Below are 23,432 nucleotides of genomic sequence, written 5' to 3'. Positions count from 1 at the left end.
TCCGAAGTAGCTCAGTTGGTAGAGCATCCGGCTGTTAACCGGCAGGTCGCAGGTTCGAGTCCTGCCTTCGGAGCCATAGGCCCGTTGGTCAAGTGGTTAAGACACCGCCCTTTCACGGCGGTAACACGGGTTCGAATCCCGTACGGGTCATATATGCACATGAGAAAAACACATTGCAATTTTGCAATGTGTTTTTTGCATTTAGAAAATTATATGTTTTCTAGTATTGTAGAAATGTGTTTGTATTATAGAATGGATTTATAATAAATGTTGGAATATACTAGAAATTTAATTCATTATAAAAATAGACAGAGAAATTCTGTCTATCTCACTAAAAAACCAAAAATAGACTAATTTTTAATCAATAGCTGGAAAAATTCCCTTTATTTTATCTCAAATTAGGACCACTCTAAATATAACTGGAAACTTTCCGCTATTTTAACTTTTACATATTCAACCGAAATTCCAGAAACAGAAGTCACCCACAAATTGATGAAAGAACATTTAGGTAGGGAGAAGATATATATGGATGAAATTATACGAACAGATGGAAAAACAGTTTATCCCATTATTTTTCCAGTGAATTATAGTAATATGGGTAGCATTAATTGTTATATATACCAGAATGGAAACGAGTATACACTCATAGATGCAGGCATAAAAGGGGAAGAATTTGAACAGTTTTTTTACCGGAAATTAAGTGACTATAGTATTGAAATTAAACAAATTAACCGCATTATACTTACTCACTTTCATGAAGACCATACTGGACTAGTTAATAAGCTTGCAAAGGATTACTCGATTCCTGTATATGCAAGTCAAATTGCCATTACCCGTTTAAAATGTGAAGGGGACTATTTACAAAAGAAGCTTACTTTTTACCAAGAATTATATAATCAATATGGGGTTATGGAGTATGCAATTGAGCGGTTGGCTAAAATGGAAAACACCCTTCATAATAAGGAAAAAGTAATATTGCTACCAACTATACATCGGCTAGAAGAGGGCCAGCAAATTGGAGGTCTGCAAATAATAGCTGTTCCGGGGCACTCACCGGATTCAATTGGGTTTTGGGATAAAGAAAACGGTTGGCTATTTGCGGGTGATTTTTTATTGGCTTCTGGGATGACAAATGCATTAATCGATCATGATGAAGCAGGGGAAGTAATAAATCCTCTAATGCAATATATTGATTCAATTAAAAAAGTAAAGTCCTTTTCTATTGAATATGTTTTTGCAGGTCATGAAGCTGTTTTTCAAAATTTAGATGAAGTCATTGAAAAAAGTTTAAGTAAGACGGAATATAAACTGCAAAAGCTCGTAAAGAAAATTAGAGAGGGTCATCATACGGCGCGGGCTATTGGTGAAGCAATTTACGGTCCTCGATTTGCAAAGCACTTTATTTTTATAATCTCAGAAATAATAGGCTTAACACTACTTGCACAGGAGCGTGGAATAGTTGAACGCCATTGGCAAGGTGGTCAATGGATCTTTCAATTAAAGGAAAGCTAATGATAAATGGGAGCGCCGGAATGTAATTTCAGGCAGCTCCCAATTTATTTTTCCAATGTAAGATTGCCGTTATAATCCGTACCCCGTTCACGACCTGCCTCACAATAAAACTCAGTTGTTTTGATTGTGTCATTTAATCCACGTTCAAATTCAATGACGCATCGTTCTCCCTCAGCTGTTTTGGACATTCTTGCTTTCGTATCAGATATTAGAGTTGCTGTTCCTTCAATCGTACCAGAAGACCAGCCATCAAACGTATAGTAAGTAACATTAAAGTTTTCCTTCGTGCTCTTTGATATTGTAAGTACACGGCCCCGAGAATCTAAATCCCCTTTTCCATACGTATAAAAGTACGTATATTCTCCATCCCACGTTTTCTTCGGTTTATTTGCTGCAGGAGCCCAGTTTCGTCCGCTTTGTAACGAACGGTCGAGCATGTTCCTTGCTTCATTTGCCCTTTTATAGAGGGGATGGGCCCCTATATCCGCATAGCTTCCTTCTGCTATTTGTGACCTATAGAAAAAGTTTTTACTTTGCATTTTGTAGAATAGGGAAACGAGCTGGGCACGCGTTAAATTATTCGAAGCCCCGAAAAAGCGTTGCACGTTGATTTGCTCATACTTTGGGTTTTGCCCATTCGAAATATCATGGTCGAGCAGAAACTGGATAGCCTTATTTAATGTCGTCTGTCCATCTGCTACATAAGCAATCGCTTGTGCAACAGTTCCACGCTTTACTGCAGAACCTCGAATAGTATTTTGGAAGTAGCCATTTAGCGGCACCCCATAGGCAGCAAGTGTATTGTAATTACCATCAGACGGAATTTCGTTAGGCGTAAACTTTTCAAGCGCTTCTGTCACGGGCTCTAAATCAAAATAACCGACTAAAATACTTGCAAACTGCTGCTCAGTTACAGGTTGATTTGGACGGAAGGTACCGTTTGCATAGCCGTTTACTATATTAAAGTCATACGCCCATTTAATTGCATCGTACGCATAATGGTTAGTCGGGACATCTTTAAAAACTTGCTTTGCCTCCATTTCGGATGGGAATGCAAAGCAAATAAAAATCCCAGCTATCAATATGAAAGCCTTTAAGAAAAGCTTCATGAAAGGAACCCCCTTTTATAATTGGATTAATTTGACTGTAGCATGTCTCTCCAGTTCGTGCAAATTGATAAATTATGAAAAGGGTATGGCATGACTATTTATGGAATCTAGCTACACAATAGTAAATATCCTATATTTTATGATATGTTACCTATTTTTGTTCTAAAATATGGTATATGAACCGATATAAAAAGTAATAGATTTTTATACATAAATAGAGGCGAGAAGGAGAAGTGTCATATATGAAATCAAAAAAAATACTAGCAGCGTTAGTTGCCATTCCTGCGAGTGTTGTTGTGGCAGGGGAAGTGCAAGCTGAAGAAGTAACAATTACACAAACGTTCGACATACAAAATATTTTTACTGGTAGCTCAACTATTTTAACTCAGTCAAGTACCAAATTATTCTTAATCAATGATGAAGAAGATTTAAAAAATCAAATTCTTATTGAAATGTCTAAATTTAATAAAGGTTTTACAGTAATGTATACAGGTCCAAAAATTGCATCATATGAAATATTAATAGAGCAGCTAATGGCGGAGTTGACGAACAGTTTAAATACCCAAAAAACTGTGACTACAACATCCAATGACACAGCAACATTTGATGTAACAGAAATATATGGCCTCTTTAATAATATGCGAATGAAAGCGACCGAAACGAAAGCAGATGATGCAACTTCTGTAAAATTAGAGTTCTCTTTAAATTATTACGATACTATTACAAATAATCAACCAAAGAATCTGAATGCTGCAAAAGCTAAATATGATGATATTAAAACGAAGGTAGAGGCAGCACCAAATGACGTTGCTAAAATTAAAATTATTCATGATTACGTAGTTCATAATACAAATTATGTAGAGGGAAATCATCATTTAATTCCGACAAGCGGTTTATCTTCTCATGCATATGCTTTGTGGATGTACACGTTATTAAAGCAGGTACCTTCCATTGATGTTAAGTATGTATATGGAATTGTGAATGGTGAATACCGCTCATGGAATGTGGTGAAAATCGGTACACAATTGTATCACCTAGATGCAGGCAGTAATGATACAGCAATAAAAAGTGACAAGCTTATTCAATACCGCTATTTTTTAACAAACACACCAAATGAGCGTCGTATTGCAAATGGAGCAGAAGGGTTAACAATTACGTCTACTACATACAATCACTTCAAAACAATTGATAACCAAGCACAATCAAGCACACATATTTATTATCCTAATGCGCATTCATCTGGCGAAATTTATCAATTAGATTTAGCTTCACTTACAGCAACACCATTAGCTATTGATCGTATAGATGCAACAACAGGAACAGGTCGAATCGTATATTACGAGCAAACTTCTGGTGACTCTGCAAATATTGAAACTGTAGGAAAATACCTTTACTTTATAAATGATAGTCAAGGAAAGTATTTATATCGTTATGATCTTGATTCATCAAAAAAACCTGAATTAGTGTTGAAGGAGCAGTTGCAGTCGATTAAGTTAGGTACAAATATTTTAACTTATACCCCAGTAGAGGGCTCTCCTGGCTTCTTACCATTGGCACGTATGAATGATTTAAACGAAGAGAAAGCAAATAAAGTTATTATTGAAATTCAAAAATTGATAGACACAGCAAATCAAACAACACCTTCGTTTAAAAATGCTGTAATGGTTGCACGCCAACATTATATGGAGTTAACTGAACAACAGCAATTACTAGTGACCAATTATTTTGAACTGCAAAAAATTGAGAAATCATTTTCGCTAGGAGATGTAAATAGCTCTGTAATTATTGATCTTATTAATGATTTAGATGAGATGAGTGCAGAGTATGTAAAAAAAGTAGATGATGCCTTAAGTGGTTATAACACTCTTAATAATAAAAGCGCTGTTTATAATTACCCTATACTTCAAGAGGCAGTAAAAAAAGTAGAGGCAGCTCGTAAACTGAAAAAGGATTTAGATACGAAAGTAGAAGGCGTGAAAAACGGTGATCCATTTGAGGAAATTCCAGAATTTATTGTATTTGTTGAAGATTTTTTAAAGAAATATGATGGCTACTTACCATCAATTCGTTTTGGTATTCAAGGGTTAGGAGATATTGAGGCGTACCGCCAACGTACAGAGGAACTTCGTGGAGAGGCCCAGGATTTCATTCATGCAGTAAAAATAATAGATGAAAGTGCCACAGACTTTCTAACAAGTATGAAGGATATCCAAATCCAGTACGATGATCTTTTAATCAGTCAAAAACACCTCATGAGCAGCACAGACGGAAATATAGTTAGAGATAAGCTAGCTTTAATGCAATCTATGAATAATCAAATCGAGCGCTTTAATCTATTAATGGATGATCTTACGACTTCCGAGCAGGTAACTGAAGAATTGGTTGAAAAAGTACGAGAAGCAAAAAAAGTCTATGATGAAATGAAGCAATCCCAAAAAGCCGCTATTTCAGTAGAAAATACTAATAAATTTACAACGCTTATAAACCGTTTAAACGGGCTTTCTGAAGACACAGCATTAAATGCATTAATAACGTCCATAACAAATCTTGATTTTGCCAATATGGGTTCATTAGACAGTTTGGTTAGTCAAATAACTTCCGCAGATTCAGTTAGTGTAGTGGCTACAAAATTAAATATTACAGTTGAACAAGTACTTGCTTTATTATCAGCAGAGGTTAGAGAGAAATTACTTGAATACCGTAAATTAAAAAACTTAGCTACTACGCTTGGTCAGCCACTATTAAAAGATATGGCAGCACTTCATAACGGATCTATGGCAGTGGTTATTCAAGAAATAAGACAGCGATATACGGATTTACTAGCTACAGATAACAGATTTGAGATGTTCTTTACCGAAGAACTAAAAAATTTAGTTGAACAAGAAGCGCGGATAATGGAAGATGGGTATGCTAAAGATGCTCAGACAGTTATCAATAAAATTAAGGAATTAACTGAACAGTCTTCCTATATGGAGGTGCAATCTGTTTATCAGGAGTATCAAGCCCTAACGGCAGAGGCTAAGAATCTTGTAAATAACAAAGAGGACTTAATTGCTTTATGGGAAAAGGTATCAAATGACGAAGCAGTCTTCCAAAAAGCTATTGATGATGTGAATAAAGCAATTGAAGCATTAAATAACCAATCCACTAAAGAGGACATTGAAAAGGTTCGGGAAGCTTATAATAGTCTTTCACAGGACCAACAAGAAAAAATTAACAATTACGGTAAACTTGATATCCTTTTATTCGCTTTAGAGGAGTTAGAAGTAGAACTTACAAACAAAGCAGCATCTGAAAGAGTAATCGAAATGATTCAAGTCCTAAATAATGAATCAACATCTGGAGAGATTAAAGCTGCTCGGGCTGCTTATGAAGCATTAACTGAAGAGGGTAAAAAGTTAATAAATGAACGAGTTTTACAAAATTTAGTGTATTTCGAGTCTTTATTAGCAACCCAAACAGAACAAGCCGAAAAAGAAGCAAAAACAGTAATGGATCGTATCAACCGTATCGACAAAACAAAATATACAGAAGCACAAATCAAAAGTATTCGTATGGCGTACAATGCGCTAAGCGATCTTGCAAAATCACTTGTCACAAACTTGTATCTATTAATTGATGCTGAAAACCAGGTAATTTATCAGAATACAGTTGTGAAGCAGGCTAAGCTTGATGCAAATGCATTTGATTTATATATGGATACGATTACCCGCAATTCAACAACGCAGGAAATTGCAAGAGCGCGTTCGCTATATAATAATTTAGCAGCCGAAGCGAAAAGACATGTCACAACTTTAGAAAAGCTTGTACGTCTTGAAACTATGTGGAATGACCCACAATATCTTGAACTTGTATACACATATTATCCAGATTATGTCCATGCAGTAAAACCAGGTGCGATTGTGGTCGAAAAACCAACATATGACCCACTCTACATTCCAGATGATTCTATCCGAACACCAAGTTCCATGGCAACAAAAGTTCCTAAAACAGCGAATTGGACACAATATGAAACAATGACGTATCAAAATGGTCGCTATACAACGCAAATTACGTCAACACAAGTGAAAAATATAGCCGATCGCAATATGCGCCTAAAAGCTGGCGATGTTGAAATTATTATTCCGACATCAGAAATTCAAGCATCTACTGCTGCAATAGGAGTAGCTTTAAATATTACTAATAATCAGTTAAACATTCAATTTACAGAAGGTAATCATGCAAAAACCTTCTCAAGCTATGTTGAAATTCGTGTTCCGATAAGCACATTAAAGGCGAACGCTTCTCAAATAATTGAGCGTGTTACAGCAACTGGTACGTCTCCTGCCTCATTTAAAGTAGATGGTTCGAATTTCATCATTCGTACAACATCGGGTGGTACTTTTAAGTCGACTACAAGCGATATTCGATATACAGATATTCAAAACACCGCACAAGGTAATGCAATTCGTGAATTGGCCAAGCGCGGTATTACATTCAATACGACAAACCGTCTTGTTGAAAGCTATAAACAAGTAAACAAGCTGGATGCTATGACAATGATTGCTTCGGCACTTGATTTATCAGGCAACTCAAAATCAGAATATCTAGACTTAGAAAATACAAAGCAATCACAGCTCGCACAAGGATTATTAGAGGCGGGAATTATGAGTGGAGCTACATCTTCACGCTTTAACCCAACTGCCCCTATTACAAAGCAGGAAGCTGCCATTATTATTGCAAACATATACCGCTATTTAAATCAAGATTTATCAAAGGGGTATAATGATTTAACATCAAATTATCGTGATATAGCAAACCTATCATTTGAAGCACGTCAAAGCATCTCTATTTTAGAGCAATTCGGTGTAGTGGATGGAACGGGTGCATTCAATCCAACACAAACACTATCACGTGGTGAATTTGCTGAGCTATTTTATAAAGCATTAAGCGCAATTGATTACTTATAAAAAGGAAACGTCTCTAATTTAAATTAGGGACGTTTTTAATTGGATTTTAATAGCCCTTTAACCTATCCTCATAAAAATGAGCTATAATAAAATACTAAAGTAACTAGACACAGAAGGAGTGCTCTCATGGTCTATTTATCGATGATTTTCTTCAAGATTGTCGCACCTATTTTAGTATTGCTTATCATCGGCGCTATCTTACAGCGCAAGTTTCAATTTAATTTAAAAGCATTATCACACCTTATTACATACTGCTTCATGCCCGCGGCCGTTTTTATCAATATATATGAAACTTCTATTGAAATGAGTGTTCTCGGGCAAATTACGATTTTCATTATTTTATTTATTGGCTCTCAAATGCTGCTTAGTCAGCTACTGGCAAGGCTATTAAAGCTCGATAAAAAAGAGTCTGCTGTTTTCAAAAATAGTGTGGTTCTTATTAACTCAGGTAACTACGGAATTCCAGTCGCTCAGATGATTTTTGCGACACAGCCAATCGGAGTAGCGATACAAGTCATTCTCGTAATTTTTCAAAATATGACGACGTATACTTACGGACTGTATAATCTAATTTCTTCTACAAAGTCAGGATTGGCAATTGTACGGGACTTTTTGAAAATGCCCATAGTGCACGCACTTATACTAGGTGCTGCATTGAATTATTTTAGTGTACCCATCCCAGAGACGTTCAGCATACCGCTCGAACATATTGCAGATGGCTTTGTAGCAGTGGCCCTTATTACGTTAGGAGCACAGCTTTCAACGATTGAAATGCGTACAATGTTCAATAAAACAATTTTTGTCAGCTGCTTCACAAGGTTAGTCATCGGCCCAGCCGTAGCATTACTCATTATTTTCGCATTAGGCTTAGACGGTGTTGTTGCACAGTCGCTCTTTATCGCCAGTGCGTTTCCGACATCCCGGAACAGTTCCAGCTTAGCGCTTGAATATGATATTGAGTCGGCAACAGCTGCGCAGACAGTCTTATTTTCAACCATTATTAGCTGTTTAACGGTAACCATTGTTATTTATATATCAACTATTTTATTTGTATAAAATTGTCCATGAAGAGAGATTTCTTTTCATGGTTTTTTTTATGGGTTGTGTGGGGGATGGATGTTCTAAAATGTGACCTGAATGTTCTAATAAAATGAAAGAAGTGCTAATAAAATTGTGACTTTCTAATATATCATTCAAGTCTTCTAAAATGAATGTTTAAGGTGCTAATATCCCCGTCGAAAGTGCTAAAATCACCCTCAAAGCTTCTAAAAAATCAAAAAATCTTCTAATAACTAAAAGCAGCTCAAAAAAACCGCAAGTATCTGAATAAGATACTTGCGGCCGTAAGCGATTATAGTTTGGATATCAATAACGCTTTCGTAATCTAGTAAAACTAAATCAATGAAAAGCTTTTGAATTTAGGACTCTGAGCAAGAAGCTAAATTCATAATTAACTATGCGAATGCATAACGTATGGATTAGACAGGTCCATACCATCTAATGAAAGACCCATTGCCTTCGCTACACCTTCACCATAAGCTGGATCAGCTAAGTAGCAGTGTAAAATGTGGCGGCGTTTGATGAATTCTTCAACACCGTTCATTTCAGCAGCAGTTGTTTCGAATAGACGTTGTTGTTGTTCCGGCGTTTGAAGACGGAATAACTTACCTGGTTGCTCGAAGTAGTTGTTGTCATCTTCACGGAAGTCGTAGATATCAGCTGGACCATCAAGAGCTAATGCAGGATCTTTGTATTGTGATTGACCTTGTAATGCACCGTAGCTATTTGGATAGTAAGTAATAGCTGCACCACGGTTTCCATCAGCACGACCTACGCCATCGCGGTGGTAAACCATGAATGGGCATTTTGGTGTGTTTACTGGAATTTGGTGGTGGTTAACGCCTAAACGGTAACGAGTTGCATCTTGGTATGCGAATAAACGAGCTTGTAACATGCGGTCTGGTGAGAATGAAATACCAGGTACTACGTTTGATGGAGCGAATGCAGCCTGCTCAACATCAGCAAAGTAGTTTTCCGGGTTACGGTTTAATTCGAATTCCCCAACTTCTATTAGTGGGTACTCAGATTTGTACCAAACTTTTGTTAAGTCGAATGGGTTGTCCTTAGAATTGCGTGCTTGCTCTTCTGTCATCACTTGGATGTACATTTTCCATTTCGGGAAATCGCCTTTTTCGATTGACTCGAATAGGTCACGCTGTGAAGATTCGCGGTCTTTACCGATAATTTCAGCAGCTTCTGCACCTGTTAAGTTTTCGATACCTTGTTGAGAACGGAAGTGGAATTTCACGTATACGCGTTCGCCACCTTCGTTAATCATTGAGTAAGTATGAGAACCGAATCCGTGCATTTTGCGGTAACCGTTTGGAATACCACGGTCAGACATTACGATTGTTACTTGGTGTAATGCTTCTGGTAATGAAGTCCAGAAATCCCAGTTTGAGTTACCGTTGTGCATGTTTGTTTTTGGATCACGCTTAACAACGTGGTTTAAGTCTGGGAAGTGTAAAGGATCACGGAAGAAGAATACAGGTGTGTTGTTACCAACCATATCCCAGTTACCTTCTTCAGTGTAGAATTTTAATGCAAAACCGCGAATATCACGTTCAGCATCAGCCGCACCACGCTCACCTGCTACAGTTGAGAATCGTGCGAACATTTCTGTTTTCTTACCAACTTCAGAGAAAATTTTTGCTTTTGTATATTTTGTGATGTCATGAGTTACAGTGAATGTACCGAATGCACCAGAACCTTTTGCGTGCATACGACGCTCAGGAATTACTTCACGGTTAAAGTTTGCTAATTTCTCAATTAGAAATACATCTTGTAATAAAATTGGACCACGACGACCAGCTGTTTGTGAATCATCGTTTGATACTACTGGAGCACCAGTAATTGTTGTTAAACGTTCGTTTGTCATGTGTAGTTCCCCCTAAAATGAATTTGAAAACTGCTTCTTTTATAATATAACAAATGTAAATCATAATTTCTACTAGATTATAATAATTCTTTTTAAGGAATCTTTATATTAAAATATTAATTATCCCTAAAGTAGGTACAGGGCACTTTTATTTGAAAATTCTAACTATAAATCTATATTTAAATTATAACGTACTTATAGGAAAAAATTACAAATATTGCATCATAATTCTCGTCAATATTGGCGTGATTTCACTTTAATGACAAAATTGAGGGTGGTTGTTAGTTTTTTTCTTATATAATGGGTGATAGTACAATTGGAAAGGAAAAGGTTATGCAACTCACGTTAACATTTATTATTTTGGCAGTTACAATCCTTTTATTTACGACAAATAGAATTCGTGCGGATCTAGTAGCAATGATGGCGTTATTGTCATTTGTTATTTTAAATATTTTGACTCCGGCTGAAGCACTCGCAGGTTTTTCAAATTCTGTAGTAATTATGATTGCAGGACTATTTGTTGTAGGTGCAGGGATTTTAAGAACCGGTCTTGCAGGAATGGCGGGGAACCTTCTATTGAAATGGTCCGGTGATAATGAGCTTCGTCTCTTTGTATTATTGCTCGTCATTGTAGCAATTGTAGGGGCATTTATGAGTAATACAGGGACAGTGGCGCTCATGCTACCGATTGTTGTCTCAATTGCGATTAGCATCAAGGTTAGTCCATCAAAGTTTTTAATGCCGCTTTCCTATATCGCAAGTATGTCGGGGTTAATGACACTCATTGCTTCGCCGACCAATTTAATAGCTTCCCAAACACTTGTGGACCATGGATTTGAAAAACTAGGCTTCTTTACAATCACACCAATTGGCATTATCGCGACAATTACCGTTATTATTTATTTAGTTCTCGTCCGCAATAAATTGCTACCAAATGAAAAAAGCCGTTCGCAATCAAGTGCAGGGTATAAATTATCTCCACAGAAAATTGCACAGGAATATGATCTACATGACAAGTTATTCCGGGTTGTAGTAAGTGAACAGTCAACAATCTTGGAGCAAAAACTGGTCGATTTAAAGCTCCCTGCAACCTATCAAATTTACATTATGAAAATTAAGCGCGGTGCTGCACAAGAAGGTATTAATTTACGCCCGATGACTTATCAAGAGCTAGCTGGTCCGACGAGTGTCATACATGCTGGCGATGAGCTTTATGTTCAAGGTTTATCGGATGATGTTGAGCGTTTTGCTCATGATTTTGCGTTAACCATTCAGCCTATTGAAGACAATGCCGAAGATCTCGTGTCAAAAAAAATAGGAGTAGCCGAAGTTTTATTGACGCCGCAATCTCGTTTAATTGGGGAAACAGTAAGTAAAATAGGTTTTCGTGAAAAGTATAATTTAAATATTTTAGGGATTAATCGGAAGGGTGACTACTTACTTAACAATATGGCGGATCAAAAGCTGCGGTTCGGGGATGCGATTTTAGTGCAGGGGACATGGGATGAGATTGAGCTCCTATCCCGTGAAACGCATGATGTTGTTATAGTAGGGCAGCCACGTGAGCAGGCAGGAACGATTGCCGCAAATGGTAAAGCACCTATTGCCGGAGCGATTATGTTGCTTATGATTGCATTGATGGTTTTTGAAGTGTTTGATGCCGTTATTGCAGTACTAATAGGCGCTGTCCTCATGATAATAACTGGCTGTCTACGCAATATGGATGATGCGTACAGTAAGATGAACTTCGAAAGTATCGTACTTGTTGCGGCGATGCTGCCAATGGCGACCGCACTTGAAAAAACAGGCGGGATGACTATATTGGCCGAAGGGATTATTAATGTTCTAGGTGATTTCGGTCCCTACGGTGTACTAATGGGTATTTATTTACTAACTGTTGTTTTTGGACAATTTGTCAGCAATACGGCCACTGCTGTATTGTTTTCTCCTATTGCCATTGCAGCAGCACTTGCCATGGATGCAAATCCGTATACATTCATGATTGCTGTGGCAACTGCTGCAAGTATGGCGTTTGCTACACCAATTGCCTCCCCAACGAACTCACTCGTTTTAACGGCGGGCGGCTATAAATTTATGGATTTTGTTCGAATCGGTGTACCTTTGCAGGTCATTATGTTTATTGTCATGATGATTGCCGTGCCTTTGCTGTTTCCGTTTTGACGGGTATAAAGTGATAAACAAGCTAAATAAATTTATTAACAGGCTGTGTTAAAAGGTAAATGGACTTTTAACTCAGCCCTTTTATTTGTAATAAATAGCGAAATAGATTCCGCCGTACACTTTCTTCATCTCGGTATTATGGATTTACGTTTCCATCCGTTTTCCTAACCTGCACCCGATAGCGGTAGGGCGTTAAATGATAATATTCACGAAATACTTTTGTGAAATAATTACTGTCCGTAAAGCCGACCATTTCTGCAACTGTTCCAATCTCCACGTTAGTCTCTATTAATAATTTTTCTGCCTGTTGGATTCGGTGCTGCTGCATAAACTTTCGAAACGGAATACCTCGTTTTTTTGAGAATATATTGCTTAAGTAGTTGGCACTTATATTTAACTCATTTGCAACGACTTGTAATGTGAGTTCAGGGTTTTTATAGTTGCGTTCAATCATTTCAACGGCTATTTCTGTATAATCCGCAATCTGTTGTTGTTGCATATTTTTTCTTGCTTCGATTAATAGCTGCGTAAACAAAATAAATTCCTGCACAATCGCATATAAAATCGGATGTTCTAAAATAAAATGGAACAACGCGCGATACTGTTCTTCCAATTTTGCCTGCTGTTGAAGGTGGTACTTCATCATGAACCGGCGAATTTGCGCTAAAATACTCGTTAAATGAATTCGGACATCATCCTGGTGATAATAGGATGAAGGATGTGTGAGTTTATATAAAAAAGCTTTGATCGCTTTCAAATCTCCATTTTCAAGACTGGTAATCCACAGATGCTGCTCCTCTGGTGTCAGTAGGGGTTCAAGCCTTTTCACATATAGCGTTTGCGAGCTTCTGAAAATATGGGAGTACCCTTTATAAAAACGCTGGGTTAATGTTTTTTTACATGCCCGGTACATCTTCAGAAGGGTTGTTTCCTTGCCATCATAAACAGCAATATTCAGCGCATCCCCACTGAATTTCTCCCATTCCTGGCTCATAATTCTAAGTTGTTTCAATAGCATGGGAAAATCATCCGTTTCAGTGATGCAAATAACCCGTTTCTGTAGCGGAAGGGCAATGAGATTCTGAAAAATGGGCAATTCAATTAGCCACTCGTATAGCATTAAATTGTCTTCGTAGTCGGCACATTCAATTAAAAAGAATCCCCGCCCCTTTAAAGTGAAAATATCCGGCTTATTTAAATATAAATCCGAATACAATGATGTTTCGATTGGAAAGGCACTGCTTGTAAGGGTCTTTTGCTTTGGTAAAGGAATTTGCAATAGGGTGGACTTTAGCTGCTCCAATGGAATTGGCTTCACAAAGAGGTCAATAGCCTTTAAGCGAATGGCCTTCATTGCTTGCTGGAAAATAGGCTCTGCTGTGACCCCGATAATGGGAATCTTCTGTTTACGCAAAAACTGTTCGACAGAAGATGACGCCAGTTCCATTTCCATTAAAAGTACATCTGGCTGAATACGTTGAAAATCCTCAATTATTTTACTGCTATCCATCATTCGAATTACTTCAATATCGCTCATAAAGTAGTTTTTTAAATACCATTCAATTCCTTTAATTTCTTCCATATCCCGCTCTACAATTAAAATTTTCACTGAACAAATCACCTTGCCTTATATAAATGCTATTTCTTATATAAATTCTACTTTTAAATTAGATTAATTTTATTTTATTTAAATTTTACTATAATGTAGTTTTTTATTCTATTTATTCAGAATATAAAGAGATTTATAGTTTGTATAACAAAGGGGTGGTGAAATGACAAAGTATCAACAAGAGCAGGAAATTCCAAAAACAAATCAGTTTGAATTAGGCATTTTTACTAAAATGATTATTTGTAGTTTAATCGGTATTTTCAGCTTTTTCGTGTCATTTGAATGGAATGGGAAATCATCGATATTAGTCGACCATGTAGTTAGTGCGCTTACTGCATATGCTCCTACACTGGTAAATGGATATGTGTTGATTCTTTTAGTGCTCGGCGCATTTTATCCATTTGTTACGAAAAAGTGGAAAACATCAAAAGTGAATATGGTGCTATCAGTTTTTAAACTAGGCGGATTAGTGGCAGGTGTCATGCTGATTTTTGGTTTTGGTCCTGCATGGTTATTTAACCCGGATATCGGTCCATTTTTATTAGAGAAACTTATTAAGCCAGTTGGTTTGGTCATTCCAATAGGATCAATTTTTTTAGCATTACTCGTTTGCTATGGTTTGCTTGAATTTATAGGGGTGTTCATGCAACCAATCATGAAGCCTGTTTTTAAAACACCGGGGAGGTCAGCGGTTGATGCGGTAGCTTCGTTTGTTGGTAGCTATTCAGTTGGCTTAATATTGACGAACCGTGTATATAGAGAAGGAAAGTATACAGCAAGAGAATCAGCCATCATTGCAACAGGGTTCTCAACGGTATCGGCTACATTTATGGTAATAGTGGCAAAAACATTGGATTTAATGGAATACTGGAACTTATTTTTCTGGGTGACATTAGTCGTGACATTCGTTGTAACAGCGATTACGGCGCGGATTTATCCACTAAATAAGATTAAGGATGAGTATTATGAAGGTTCTACTCCCCAGCCCGAAAAGATTGTAAAGAAGGATCGTCTTCAAGTGGCATGGGCGGAAGCAGTTGAAGCTACAAAGCAGAATCCTTCCTTACCGAAAAATTTATATATTCATTTAAAGGATGGCTTTATCATGGCGATGGGTGTCATACCGTCGATTTTATCAATCGGGTTATTAGGTATGGTACTGGCGATTTATACACCCTTATTTGATTGGTTGGCATACATCTTTGCGCCATTTACGTATTTACTGCAAATTCCAGACCCTATGCTGACGGCTAAAGCATTGTCCTTATCGATTGCCGAAATGTTTTTACCGGCAATGATTGTTACAGAAGCTGCAATGATAACGAAATTTATCGTGGCAGTTGTATCGATTTCGGCTATTTTATTCTTCTCAGCGGTAATTCCGGTTATTTTATCGACAGACATTCCGCTAACAATTCGCCAAATGATCATTATTTGGTTTGAGCGAGTTGTATTAACACTAATTTTAGTAACACCAATAGCATTTTTCTTCTTCTAAATAATATTAAAAATAAAGGGAGCGATTTTTTATGGTATTCAAAACAAATATTCGCGCACCACGTGGTTCGGAACTTTCATGTAAAGGGTGGACACAAGAAGCGGCAATGCGCATGCTTATGAACAATTTGGATCCGGAAGTGGCAGAGAATCCAGATGAGCTTGTAGTTTATGGTGGTATCGGAAAGGCAGCGCGTGATTGGGAAAGCTATGATAAATTAATCGCAACATTAAAGGAATTAGAAAATGATGAGACGATGATTGTGCAATCAGGAAAACCGGTTGCTGTTTTCAAAACACATGAAAATGCCCCGCGAGTATTGATTGCAAATTCCAACTTAGTTCCTGGATGGGCAAACTGGGACCACTTTTATGAATTGGAAGAACGCAATTTAATGATGTATGGACAGATGACAGCAGGATCTTGGATTTATATCGGGGCACAAGGAATTTTACAAGGAACGTACTTAAGTTTTGTTGAAGCGGGAAAAAAGAAGTTTGGAACAGCCGACCTTCGTGGTAAGTGGATATTAACTGGAGGTATGGGCGGCATGAGTGGTGCCCAGCCGCTAGCAGGAAAAATGGCGGGTGCGGTAATTTTAGTTGTTGAGGTAGATCGTGCACGTATCGAACGCAAAATAAACGAAGGCTACTGTGATTACCTTGTCGAGTCAGTGGATGAGGCAATGGAGCTAGTGAACAAATTAACTGCTGCTAACGAGCCTGCATCAATCGGTTTAGTAGGAAACTGTGCGGACGTGAACCGTGAACTGTTAAACCGTGGCATCATTCCGGATTTTGTGACAGACCAAACATCTGCTCATGACCCGGTAAATGGCTATGTTCCCAACGGCATGACTTTAGCTGAAGCGCTGCAATTACGTAAAACGGATGTCAAAACATATGAGCGTCGTGCAAAGGAAACAATGGCAGAACATGTACGGACAATGCTTGAATTCCAACAAGCGGGTGCAGAGACATTTGATTACGGTAATAATATCCGTGCCTATGCAAAGGAAATGGGTGTGGAAAATGCATTTGATTTCCCAGGGTTTGTACCAGCCTATATTCGTCCGTTATTCTGTGAAGGAAAAGGACCGTTCCGATGGGCGGCATTGTCAGGCGATCCTGAAGATATTTATAAAACAGATGCATTAGCAAAGGAAATGTTCGCAGAAGATGCGGCATTAGTAAACTGGATTAATATGGCGCAAAAAATGGTGAAATGGCAGGGCTTGCCGGCACGAATTTGCTGGTTAGGCTATGGAAATCGCCACCGCTTTGCACTACGCGTTAACGAAATGGTGGCCAACGGTGAATTAAAAGCACCAATCGTATTTGGCCGTGACCATTTAGATTCAGGCTCTGTGGCATCGCCAAACCGCGAAACAGAAGGTATGAAGGATGGATCGGATGCAGTATCCGACTGGCCATTGCTGAATGCATTAGTCAATACAGCAGGTGGCGCAAGCTGGGTAAGCTTACATCATGGTGGAGGCGTAGGTATGGGCTATTCACAGCATTCAGGTCAAGTATTGGTAGCAGACGGAACACAGCTCGCAGCAGATAAAATTAACCGCGTGCTTATTTCAGACCCGGGAATGGGTGTTGTACGTCATGCGGATGCAGGATATGACATTGCAATCAGCACAGCAAAACAAAAAGGTATTAACATGCCGATGCTAAAAGGATGATGAACTTTGGCTATTTTAATAAACAATGCAAATGAAGTATTAACATTGGCGAGCGAGGTAAAATTGCCTCGCCGCCGTGAACAGATGAGCGAGCTAGGTTTAAAAAAAGAAGTGAGTATTCTAATTGAGGGCGATCGTATCGCAATGATTGCCCCTCTTGAAGAGATTAAGAACGAGTTTCCGCATTTGGTAAATAACGCAGATGTCATTGATGCGCGCGGCAAAATTGTCATGCCAGGCCTAGTCGACTGCCACACACATTTAGTGCATGGTGGAACAAGGGAGCATGAACTCAATATGCGCCTTGCCGGCAAATCATATATGGATATTATGAATGCCGGGGGCGGTATTCATTACACGACGACAAAAACGCGTGAAGCGTCCTTTGACGAACTATATGATAAAACATATGAGCATTTAAATAATTTTTTACGTCATGGTATTACGACGGTGGAGGCTAAATCAGGTTACGGATTAGACATGGAGACCGAACTGAAGCAACTGTATGTAACGAAAAAAATACAGGAAAATCATCAAGTGGATGTTGTTTCGACCTTTATGGGTGCTCATGCCGTTCCAAAAGAATATAAGGGTAATGAGGATGAATTTGTGAAAATAATTATTGAGCAAATGATTCCAAAGGTGGCTGAGCTTGGACTTGCTGAATTTAATGATGTATTTTGCGAGAAAGGCGTATTCACGCCTGCACAGTCTCGCCTAATTTTAGAAGCAGGGAAAGCTTATGGGCTAACACCGAAAATTCACGCAGATGAAATTGAACCATACGAAGGAGCCGAGCTTGCTGCGGAAGTTGGTGCCATTTCAGCGGAACATTTACTTGTTGCATCTGATGAAGGGATTGCTGCTATGGCAAAAGCAGGAACGATTGCAGTGCTATTACCGGGAACAGCCTTTTTCTTGCGTGCCCCTTATGCAAGAGGGCGTCTGATGGTGGATAGCGGAGTGCCGGTAGCGATTTCCACAGACTTTAATCCGGGTTCATCTCCCACAATTAGCCTACCATTTATTCAAAATCTGGCATGTATGAACATGGGGATGACGATGGAAGAAGTGCTTTGTGCAACTACAATTAATGCGGCTCATGCAATTAATCGAGCTGATAATGTTGGGACGCTTGAAAAAGGGAAGCTGGCAGATGTCCTTATTTTGGACGTGCCAAACTATAAGCAACTTCAATATTTCTATGGTATGAATCATACGGATACCGTTATTAAAGCAGGGAAAGTAGTCGTGAAAGGTGGCAGCTTACTGTGAAATCGTTATTAGTAAGCCCAGCCACTACTTGGAATCGTACTGAGCATGAAGATATGAAGGTGAAGGACTGGATTGAACCAAGCTACGGGGAATGTTCAGATGATTATGATGTAGTCATAACAGGCGTTCCGTTATCTCGTTCTTCGATTAGTGCATCTGCAGCTTCGGAGTATCCCGATTATTTCCGTAAAAGCTGGAATTATTTCACGACATATTCAATTGATGAAAACGTTGACTTCCGAGCGCTCCGTGTTGCCGATTTAGGCGATGTAAAATTGCACGGGACAAATATTTTGCAGTGTCATGAAAATATTGAACAGGCGATGACGGATGTAATGGAAGGTTGCCCGAATAGCTTTTACGTGCAAATCGGCGGCGATCACTCGATTACAGCACCCATTGTCCGAGCATTTGCAAAGCATTCAGGGAAGCGTATTGGCATTTTGCAATTTGATACCCACCTTGATTTACGTGCAACGGATTCTGATGGCCCGACAAATGGTACACCGATTCGCCAGCTACTAGATGCGGGTGTTGTGCGTGGTGAAGATGTTTACAATATCGGACTGCACGGCTTTTACAATGCCTCAAGCCTTATCCGTGCTGCTGATCACTATGGGGTAAACCGTATTACATTAAAGGATTTCCGGCGTCATGGAGCGGCTACAGTTATAACGGATGTCATGCAGCAGCTTGCTGAAAAAGTGGATCTTGTTTACGTGACTGTCGATATGGATGTACTCGATATTGCATACGCACCCGGAGTACCTGCTTCAACACCAGGCGGAATGCGAACAGATGAGCTTTTTGATTTGCTGCATGAAGTAGGGAAGTACGAGATCGTCCGCGGTATGGACTTCGTATGTTTAGATCCGCACCGAGATACAAGTGAACTCCAAACAGTAAAAGCGGGAGCCTATGCATTTTTAACGATGATGGTCTCGCGGTTTGTGCATTTGAAATGAAGATTAACCGAATTTCCTTTCATAGATGGGGAAATTCGGTTTTTTGTATCCGCTGAACCGGAACAACTTTGGTTTTCTAATAAGTATGAGGAGTTTCTAAAAAACCTCTGAAACTTCTAATATCGCTCGATTTCTTAAATAAAAAAGCGTCCCAAATAGGAACGCTTCATTTCATGTATTTTGTACAACGCCACTTCGGATATGCTTTGTAACTTTCTTTTCAATTTTTGCCGAAAGAACTTCGATTAAAATGGAAATGACCCAATAAATAACCGCCGCCGCGATAAAGGCTTCCAAAAATTTTAAATTGCTTGCCGCAATAATATTGGCTGTACCTGTTATTTCAGTCACAGAAATTAAAAAGGCGATCGATGTGGCATGTAAAAATGCAGTACATATATTTGTTAAATTAGGGATCGCCGCAACAATTGCCTGTGGAAAAATGATACGTCTAAATGTTTGGCTCATCGTCATTCCAATGGATTGGGCTGCTTCAATCTGCCCCTTTGAAACACTTAAAATACCACTACGTATAATTTCAGATAAAAATGCTCCTGCATTTAAAGTTAACGCAATTAATACGAACACATAAAGAGGGATGCCATTAAGGGATACGTTGAGCACTTCCTGGGCCAAATTTGTAAAACCGAAATAAATAATGAAAATATGCATAATTACTGGGGTTCCACGGTAAAAGGAAACATAGAAGTTTGCACATGCTTTTATAATTTTTAAATCACTCATGCGAATAAAGGCAACGATTAGACCAATTACAAACCCTAAAATAATTGGGGTAAAGGCTAAAAACAATGTAAAAGGAATGACTTTGCTGAGTTCTTTTAGCGCATACATAATAAAATTGAAATCCAACTGCATCGTATTCCCCCTATATTGCCTCTTTTACAAGATAGCGATTTAAATAACGTTCAATAAATTTATAGCCGTACTCCAGCAGCAGAACAATAACATAATAAATAATAGCGAGTGCTACATATACTTCGAGCGCATTCATCGTAGCTGTAATGAGTGTATCGCCTCGCCCCATCATATCCATTACTCCGATTGAGAAGGCAAGCGAGGTATCTTTTAATGAGCTAATGGACGTGCTCGCAATGTTTGGGAAAGCTACGCGCAATGCTTGTGGAAACACAATACGCGAGAAAGTTTGCCAACTTGTCATACCGATTGATTGAGCAGCTTCAGCTTGCCCGTAATCAACCGATTGAATTGCTGCACGGAATATTTCTGCAAAAGCTGCTGCATTGCTGAGTGTATATGTAATAACGACAAAGATGAAAGCATCCATTCGCGTAATATCAATCCCGACCATCCCTACAATAAACGGTAGCCCATAAAAAATTAAAAATAATTGAATTAAAATTGGTGTCCCACGAATAAATGAAATATAAAGTGTAGCGATTTGTTTAAGGATAGGGATTTTATAAAGGCGTGGAACGGCAATGATGATGCCCAGAATGAGCCCAAAGAAAATCGATAACACTAATATTTCGATTGTTATGTGTAAATAGCTTAGTAGTTTTGGAATGGCTTCAAATACATAGCCAATATCGAAGAAGCTCGACATGCATCATTACCTCCTTTTTATAGTTCAACCGAGAAGTCGGCACCAAGCCATTTTTCACTTAATTCCTTAACAGTACCATCGTCAATCAACTCGACTAATACTTCATCGATATCTGCAGCTAATTGTTCATCTTGCTTATTTAGCATGAAGAAGATTTCAGAGAAGATTAGTGGCTCGCCAACTAATTTCAACTGTGCATCAGATTCACGGTTAAATATTTCCACTGAGAAGGGGAACTGGAAAATCGCCTGAATGCGATCTGTTTTTAATTGATTTAAAATATCCGGTGTAGATGTAATGTACGTTAGCTTAGTATCCATGTTGTTTTTCGCTACGTAATCTTCAACAAAGAGTGCCGCATTACTTGTTGGTGCAAGACCAACTGTTTTCCCGTTTAAATCATCAATTGATTGAATATCAGTATTTTTTTCATTAACAACGACATGAGTAGGTACTGCATTATATGGCTGTGAATTGAATAGGAACTTTTCCTCACGCTCAGGGTTTTTAGCCATATTATGTGCGATTACATCAATTTTCTTCGTCTCTAAACTAAGAAGTAAATTCGAGAAATCCATTACCTCAAAATCAAATTCATATTGTGGCAGGCGCTGATCGATTTCCTTTAACAATTCGATATCATATCCAGTTAAATTGCCATCCTCATCATAAAAACAAATATTAATAAACTGGGACCCAGTACCGATAACAACCTTTTTTGCATCCTCATTGTTATTTGCATTCGTTGAAGCTACATCCGAATCACTGCCACATGCTGATAGTAATGCTCCGGCCAATAAAATAGCAGATAGTAATCGTTTTTTCATTATGCTTTCACCTCTTCATATGCTTTCAATGCTTTTTCTAAATGCTCAATTCCAAGCTCTGTAACCCCTACATATGAATTATCCTGACCGATTTCAACAACCGGTACATAGCGAATACCATATTTAATATCTAAAATATCCCGGTAGGAATCATTATTTGTCACATCGACTACGCGATAGTCAATTTGGTTTTGCTGTAAATACGTTTTTACTTCCTCACAATAAGAACAACCATCTTTAGACCAAACAATTACTTGTGTCATTTCTTTTTCCTCCTATTTATACCGTCACTGCCGCAAGCAAATGTTTTGGACTAAGTAGCTCATAAGATGTGCGACGTGCTTCGTGATTTTTAATGGGTGTATGAAAAATGAATTCTGTTACACCTAATGCATAATATTGATCAAGTGTTTCTTTAATTTGTTCGGGTGTACCGCTTAAAATGTTTGCTTCATACCGTTTGACCTCATACGATTCACCGGATTGCTGCCCGAATTCTTCTGCAGCTTCTTTTGTATGAAGTGTGAGTGTACGGCCACTTGCTAAATGCACTTTATAAATTTCATGACCTTCTGCATAAGCGTGTGCAGTTGCCTCATTCTTCGCTGCAATAACAGCAAATGCGACGCCGAATTTCCCGTTTGGAGAATGCTTTTTATATGCAGCAATTGCATCAATAAGCACTTGCTTATCGCTATTAATAAATTGGGCAAACACATAAGTAAACCCTAACTGACCAGCATATTCGGCACTTGCAACACTACCACCCAGTAAAATGATCTCTGGAGCGACTTCACTAGTTGGCGTTACTTCCAGCTTTGCAAAAGGATCGTCCTCAGGAAGCTTGTTTTCAATAAAACCCTTTAGTAAACGTAGACGTTCATTGAAATCGTTACTTGCTTCAGCTACGCCATATTGTAAAGCTGCCGTAGCTAAAGGAAGTCCACCTGGTGCTTTCCCAACACCGAGGTCCACACGATCTCCTGCCAAGTTCGTTAAAACTTGAAAGTTCTCGGCCACTTTATAAGGGCTATAGTGAGAAAGCATTACACCACCAGAACCTACCCGAATCTTATTTGTTTTAGCAAGAATATAACTGACGAGCACTTCTGGAGAGGAGCTCGCTACTTCATGTGAATGATGATGTTCAGAAACCCAAAATCGTTTATACCCTAGCTGTTCTGCAAGCTGGGCAAGCTCTACTGTTCGTTGAAGGGTTAGCGCGTTTGAAGCGTCTTCTATAACAGGAGCCTGATCTAAAATAGATAAGTGATAACCCATTTTTTTCTCT

At 38.5% G+C, this 23,432-nt stretch carries 16 protein-coding genes and 2 tRNA genes; 10 read left to right on the top strand and 8 right to left on the bottom strand.

From position 1 onward, the window contains the following. From H9632_RS16045 to H9632_RS16035, 3 genes are all read left to right on the top strand, one after another. Positions 1 to 76 (top strand) — tRNA-Asn (locus H9632_RS16045). A 2-nt stretch (positions 77 to 78) separates the two neighbouring features. Further along, positions 79 to 150, top strand: a tRNA-Glu gene (locus tag H9632_RS16040). A gap of 375 nt (positions 151 to 525) precedes the next feature. Beyond that, the gene (locus tag H9632_RS16035) at positions 526 to 1,512 is read left to right on the top strand and encodes an MBL fold metallo-hydrolase (protein ID WP_191705082.1); all 987 of its coding nucleotides are present in this window, start codon (positions 526 to 528) and stop codon (positions 1,510 to 1,512) included. Between the two features lie 44 nt (positions 1,513 to 1,556). Here H9632_RS16035 and H9632_RS16030 read toward each other — a convergent pair whose 3' ends face one another. Continuing rightward, positions 1,557 to 2,621, bottom strand: coding sequence for an S-layer homology domain-containing protein (locus H9632_RS16030; RefSeq protein ID WP_191705081.1), 1,065 nt, complete (start codon positions 2,619 to 2,621; stop codon positions 1,557 to 1,559). Between the two features lie 242 nt (positions 2,622 to 2,863). Here H9632_RS16030 and H9632_RS18925 point away from each other — a divergent pair, with 242 nt between their 5' ends. Both H9632_RS18925 and H9632_RS16020 read left to right on the top strand, forming a co-directional pair. Next, positions 2,864 to 7,570, top strand: a complete 4,707-nt coding sequence (locus tag H9632_RS18925) for an S-layer homology domain-containing protein (protein ID WP_225223884.1) — start codon at positions 2,864 to 2,866, stop codon at positions 7,568 to 7,570. 126 nt (positions 7,571 to 7,696) lie between these two features. Next, complete coding sequence (locus H9632_RS16020; protein WP_191705080.1) at positions 7,697 to 8,626, top strand: AEC family transporter; 930 nt, start codon at positions 7,697 to 7,699, stop codon at positions 8,624 to 8,626. 394 nt (positions 8,627 to 9,020) lie between these two features. On the opposite strand, the gene H9632_RS16015 is transcribed toward H9632_RS16020, so the two are convergent. Next, on the bottom strand, positions 9,021 to 10,508 hold the full coding sequence (locus H9632_RS16015; RefSeq protein WP_191705079.1) for a catalase: 1,488 nt from the start codon (positions 10,506 to 10,508) through the stop codon (positions 9,021 to 9,023). Between the two features lie 333 nt (positions 10,509 to 10,841). On the opposite strand from H9632_RS16015, the gene H9632_RS16010 reads away from it, so the two are divergent. After that, positions 10,842 to 12,689 carry an SLC13 family permease gene (locus H9632_RS16010; protein ID WP_191705078.1) on the top strand — a complete coding sequence of 616 codons (1,848 nt, stop codon included), beginning with the start codon at positions 10,842 to 10,844 and terminating at the stop codon, positions 12,687 to 12,689. Positions 12,690 to 12,825: 136 nt separating this feature from the next. Here H9632_RS16010 and H9632_RS16005 read toward each other — a convergent pair whose 3' ends face one another. Next, complete coding sequence (locus tag H9632_RS16005; protein ID WP_191705077.1) at positions 12,826 to 14,298, bottom strand: helix-turn-helix domain-containing protein; 1,473 nt, start codon at positions 14,296 to 14,298, stop codon at positions 12,826 to 12,828. A 163-nt stretch (positions 14,299 to 14,461) separates the two neighbouring features. Here H9632_RS16005 and H9632_RS16000 point away from each other — a divergent pair, with 163 nt between their 5' ends. The 4 genes from H9632_RS16000 to H9632_RS15985 are packed head-to-tail and all read left to right on the top strand — an operon-like array spanning position 14,462 to position 19,729. Then, complete coding sequence (locus H9632_RS16000) at positions 14,462 to 15,796, top strand: YjiH family protein (RefSeq protein ID WP_191705076.1); 1,335 nt, start codon at positions 14,462 to 14,464, stop codon at positions 15,794 to 15,796. A 31-nt stretch (positions 15,797 to 15,827) separates the two neighbouring features. Then, positions 15,828 to 17,489 carry a urocanate hydratase gene (hutU, locus tag H9632_RS15995; protein ID WP_191705075.1) on the top strand — a complete coding sequence of 554 codons (1,662 nt, stop codon included), beginning with the start codon at positions 15,828 to 15,830 and terminating at the stop codon, positions 17,487 to 17,489. Positions 17,490 to 17,495: 6 nt separating this feature from the next. Continuing rightward, a complete protein-coding gene (hutI, locus tag H9632_RS15990; RefSeq protein ID WP_191705074.1) occupies positions 17,496 to 18,764 on the top strand; it encodes an imidazolonepropionase in 1,269 nt (422 codons plus the stop codon). Then, positions 18,761 to 19,729, top strand: coding sequence for an agmatinase family protein (locus H9632_RS15985; RefSeq protein ID WP_191705073.1), 969 nt, complete (start codon positions 18,761 to 18,763; stop codon positions 19,727 to 19,729). The genes hutI and H9632_RS15985 overlap by 4 nt, the downstream gene beginning before the upstream one ends. A gap of 171 nt (positions 19,730 to 19,900) precedes the next feature. Here H9632_RS15985 and H9632_RS15980 read toward each other — a convergent pair whose 3' ends face one another. From H9632_RS15980 to H9632_RS15960, 5 genes are read right to left on the bottom strand one after another with little or no spacing between them, the layout of a single operon-like run. After that, the gene (locus tag H9632_RS15980) at positions 19,901 to 20,605 is read right to left on the bottom strand and encodes an amino acid ABC transporter permease (RefSeq protein ID WP_191705072.1); all 705 of its coding nucleotides are present in this window, start codon (positions 20,603 to 20,605) and stop codon (positions 19,901 to 19,903) included. Positions 20,606 to 20,615: 10 nt separating this feature from the next. Then, positions 20,616 to 21,314 (bottom strand): amino acid ABC transporter permease, encoded by a 699-nt coding sequence (locus tag H9632_RS15975; RefSeq protein ID WP_191705071.1) that lies wholly within the window; start codon positions 21,312 to 21,314, stop codon positions 20,616 to 20,618. 17 nt (positions 21,315 to 21,331) lie between these two features. After that, complete coding sequence (locus tag H9632_RS15970) at positions 21,332 to 22,141, bottom strand: transporter substrate-binding domain-containing protein (protein WP_191705070.1); 810 nt, start codon at positions 22,139 to 22,141, stop codon at positions 21,332 to 21,334. Continuing rightward, positions 22,141 to 22,404 (bottom strand): glutaredoxin family protein, encoded by a 264-nt coding sequence (locus H9632_RS15965; RefSeq protein ID WP_191705069.1) that lies wholly within the window; start codon positions 22,402 to 22,404, stop codon positions 22,141 to 22,143. The genes H9632_RS15970 and H9632_RS15965 overlap by 1 nt, the downstream gene beginning before the upstream one ends. A 16-nt stretch (positions 22,405 to 22,420) precedes the next feature. Beyond that, a complete protein-coding gene (locus H9632_RS15960; protein ID WP_191705068.1) occupies positions 22,421 to 23,422 on the bottom strand; it encodes an LLM class flavin-dependent oxidoreductase in 1,002 nt (333 codons plus the stop codon). Between the last annotated feature and the right edge of the window lie 10 nt (positions 23,423 to 23,432).

It is taken from the genome of Solibacillus merdavium, from assembly GCF_014836935.1.
Classification (GTDB): Bacteria; Bacillota; Bacilli; order Bacillales_A; family Planococcaceae; genus Solibacillus; species Solibacillus ferritrahens.
This window is presented reverse-complemented; position numbering and strand designations above follow the sequence as displayed.

Coding starts and splice junctions, on each gene's coding strand:
- H9632_RS15980 (WP_191705072.1), bottom strand. CDS start 20,605: ATGCAGTTGGATTTCAATTTTATTATGTATGCGCTAAAAGAACTCAGC.
- H9632_RS16010 (WP_191705078.1), top strand. CDS start 10,842: ATGCAACTCACGTTAACATTTATTATTTTGGCAGTTACAATCCTTTTA.
- H9632_RS16015 (WP_191705079.1), bottom strand. CDS start 10,508: ATGACAAACGAACGTTTAACAACAATTACTGGTGCTCCAGTAGTATCA.
- H9632_RS15960 (WP_191705068.1), bottom strand. CDS start 23,422: ATGGGTTATCACTTATCTATTTTAGATCAGGCTCCTGTTATAGAAGAC.
- H9632_RS15970 (WP_191705070.1), bottom strand. CDS start 22,141: ATGAAAAAACGATTACTATCTGCTATTTTATTGGCCGGAGCATTACTA.
- hutU (WP_191705075.1), top strand. CDS start 15,828: ATGGTATTCAAAACAAATATTCGCGCACCACGTGGTTCGGAACTTTCA.
- H9632_RS16035 (WP_191705082.1), top strand. CDS start 526: ATGGATGAAATTATACGAACAGATGGAAAAACAGTTTATCCCATTATT.
- H9632_RS16020 (WP_191705080.1), top strand. CDS start 7,697: ATGGTCTATTTATCGATGATTTTCTTCAAGATTGTCGCACCTATTTTA.
- H9632_RS15975 (WP_191705071.1), bottom strand. CDS start 21,314: ATGTCGAGCTTCTTCGATATTGGCTATGTATTTGAAGCCATTCCAAAA.
- H9632_RS18925 (WP_225223884.1), top strand. CDS start 2,864: ATGAAATCAAAAAAAATACTAGCAGCGTTAGTTGCCATTCCTGCGAGT.
- H9632_RS15965 (WP_191705069.1), bottom strand. CDS start 22,404: ATGACACAAGTAATTGTTTGGTCTAAAGATGGTTGTTCTTATTGTGAG.
- H9632_RS16000 (WP_191705076.1), top strand. CDS start 14,462: ATGACAAAGTATCAACAAGAGCAGGAAATTCCAAAAACAAATCAGTTT.
- H9632_RS16030 (WP_191705081.1), bottom strand. CDS start 2,621: ATGAAGCTTTTCTTAAAGGCTTTCATATTGATAGCTGGGATTTTTATT.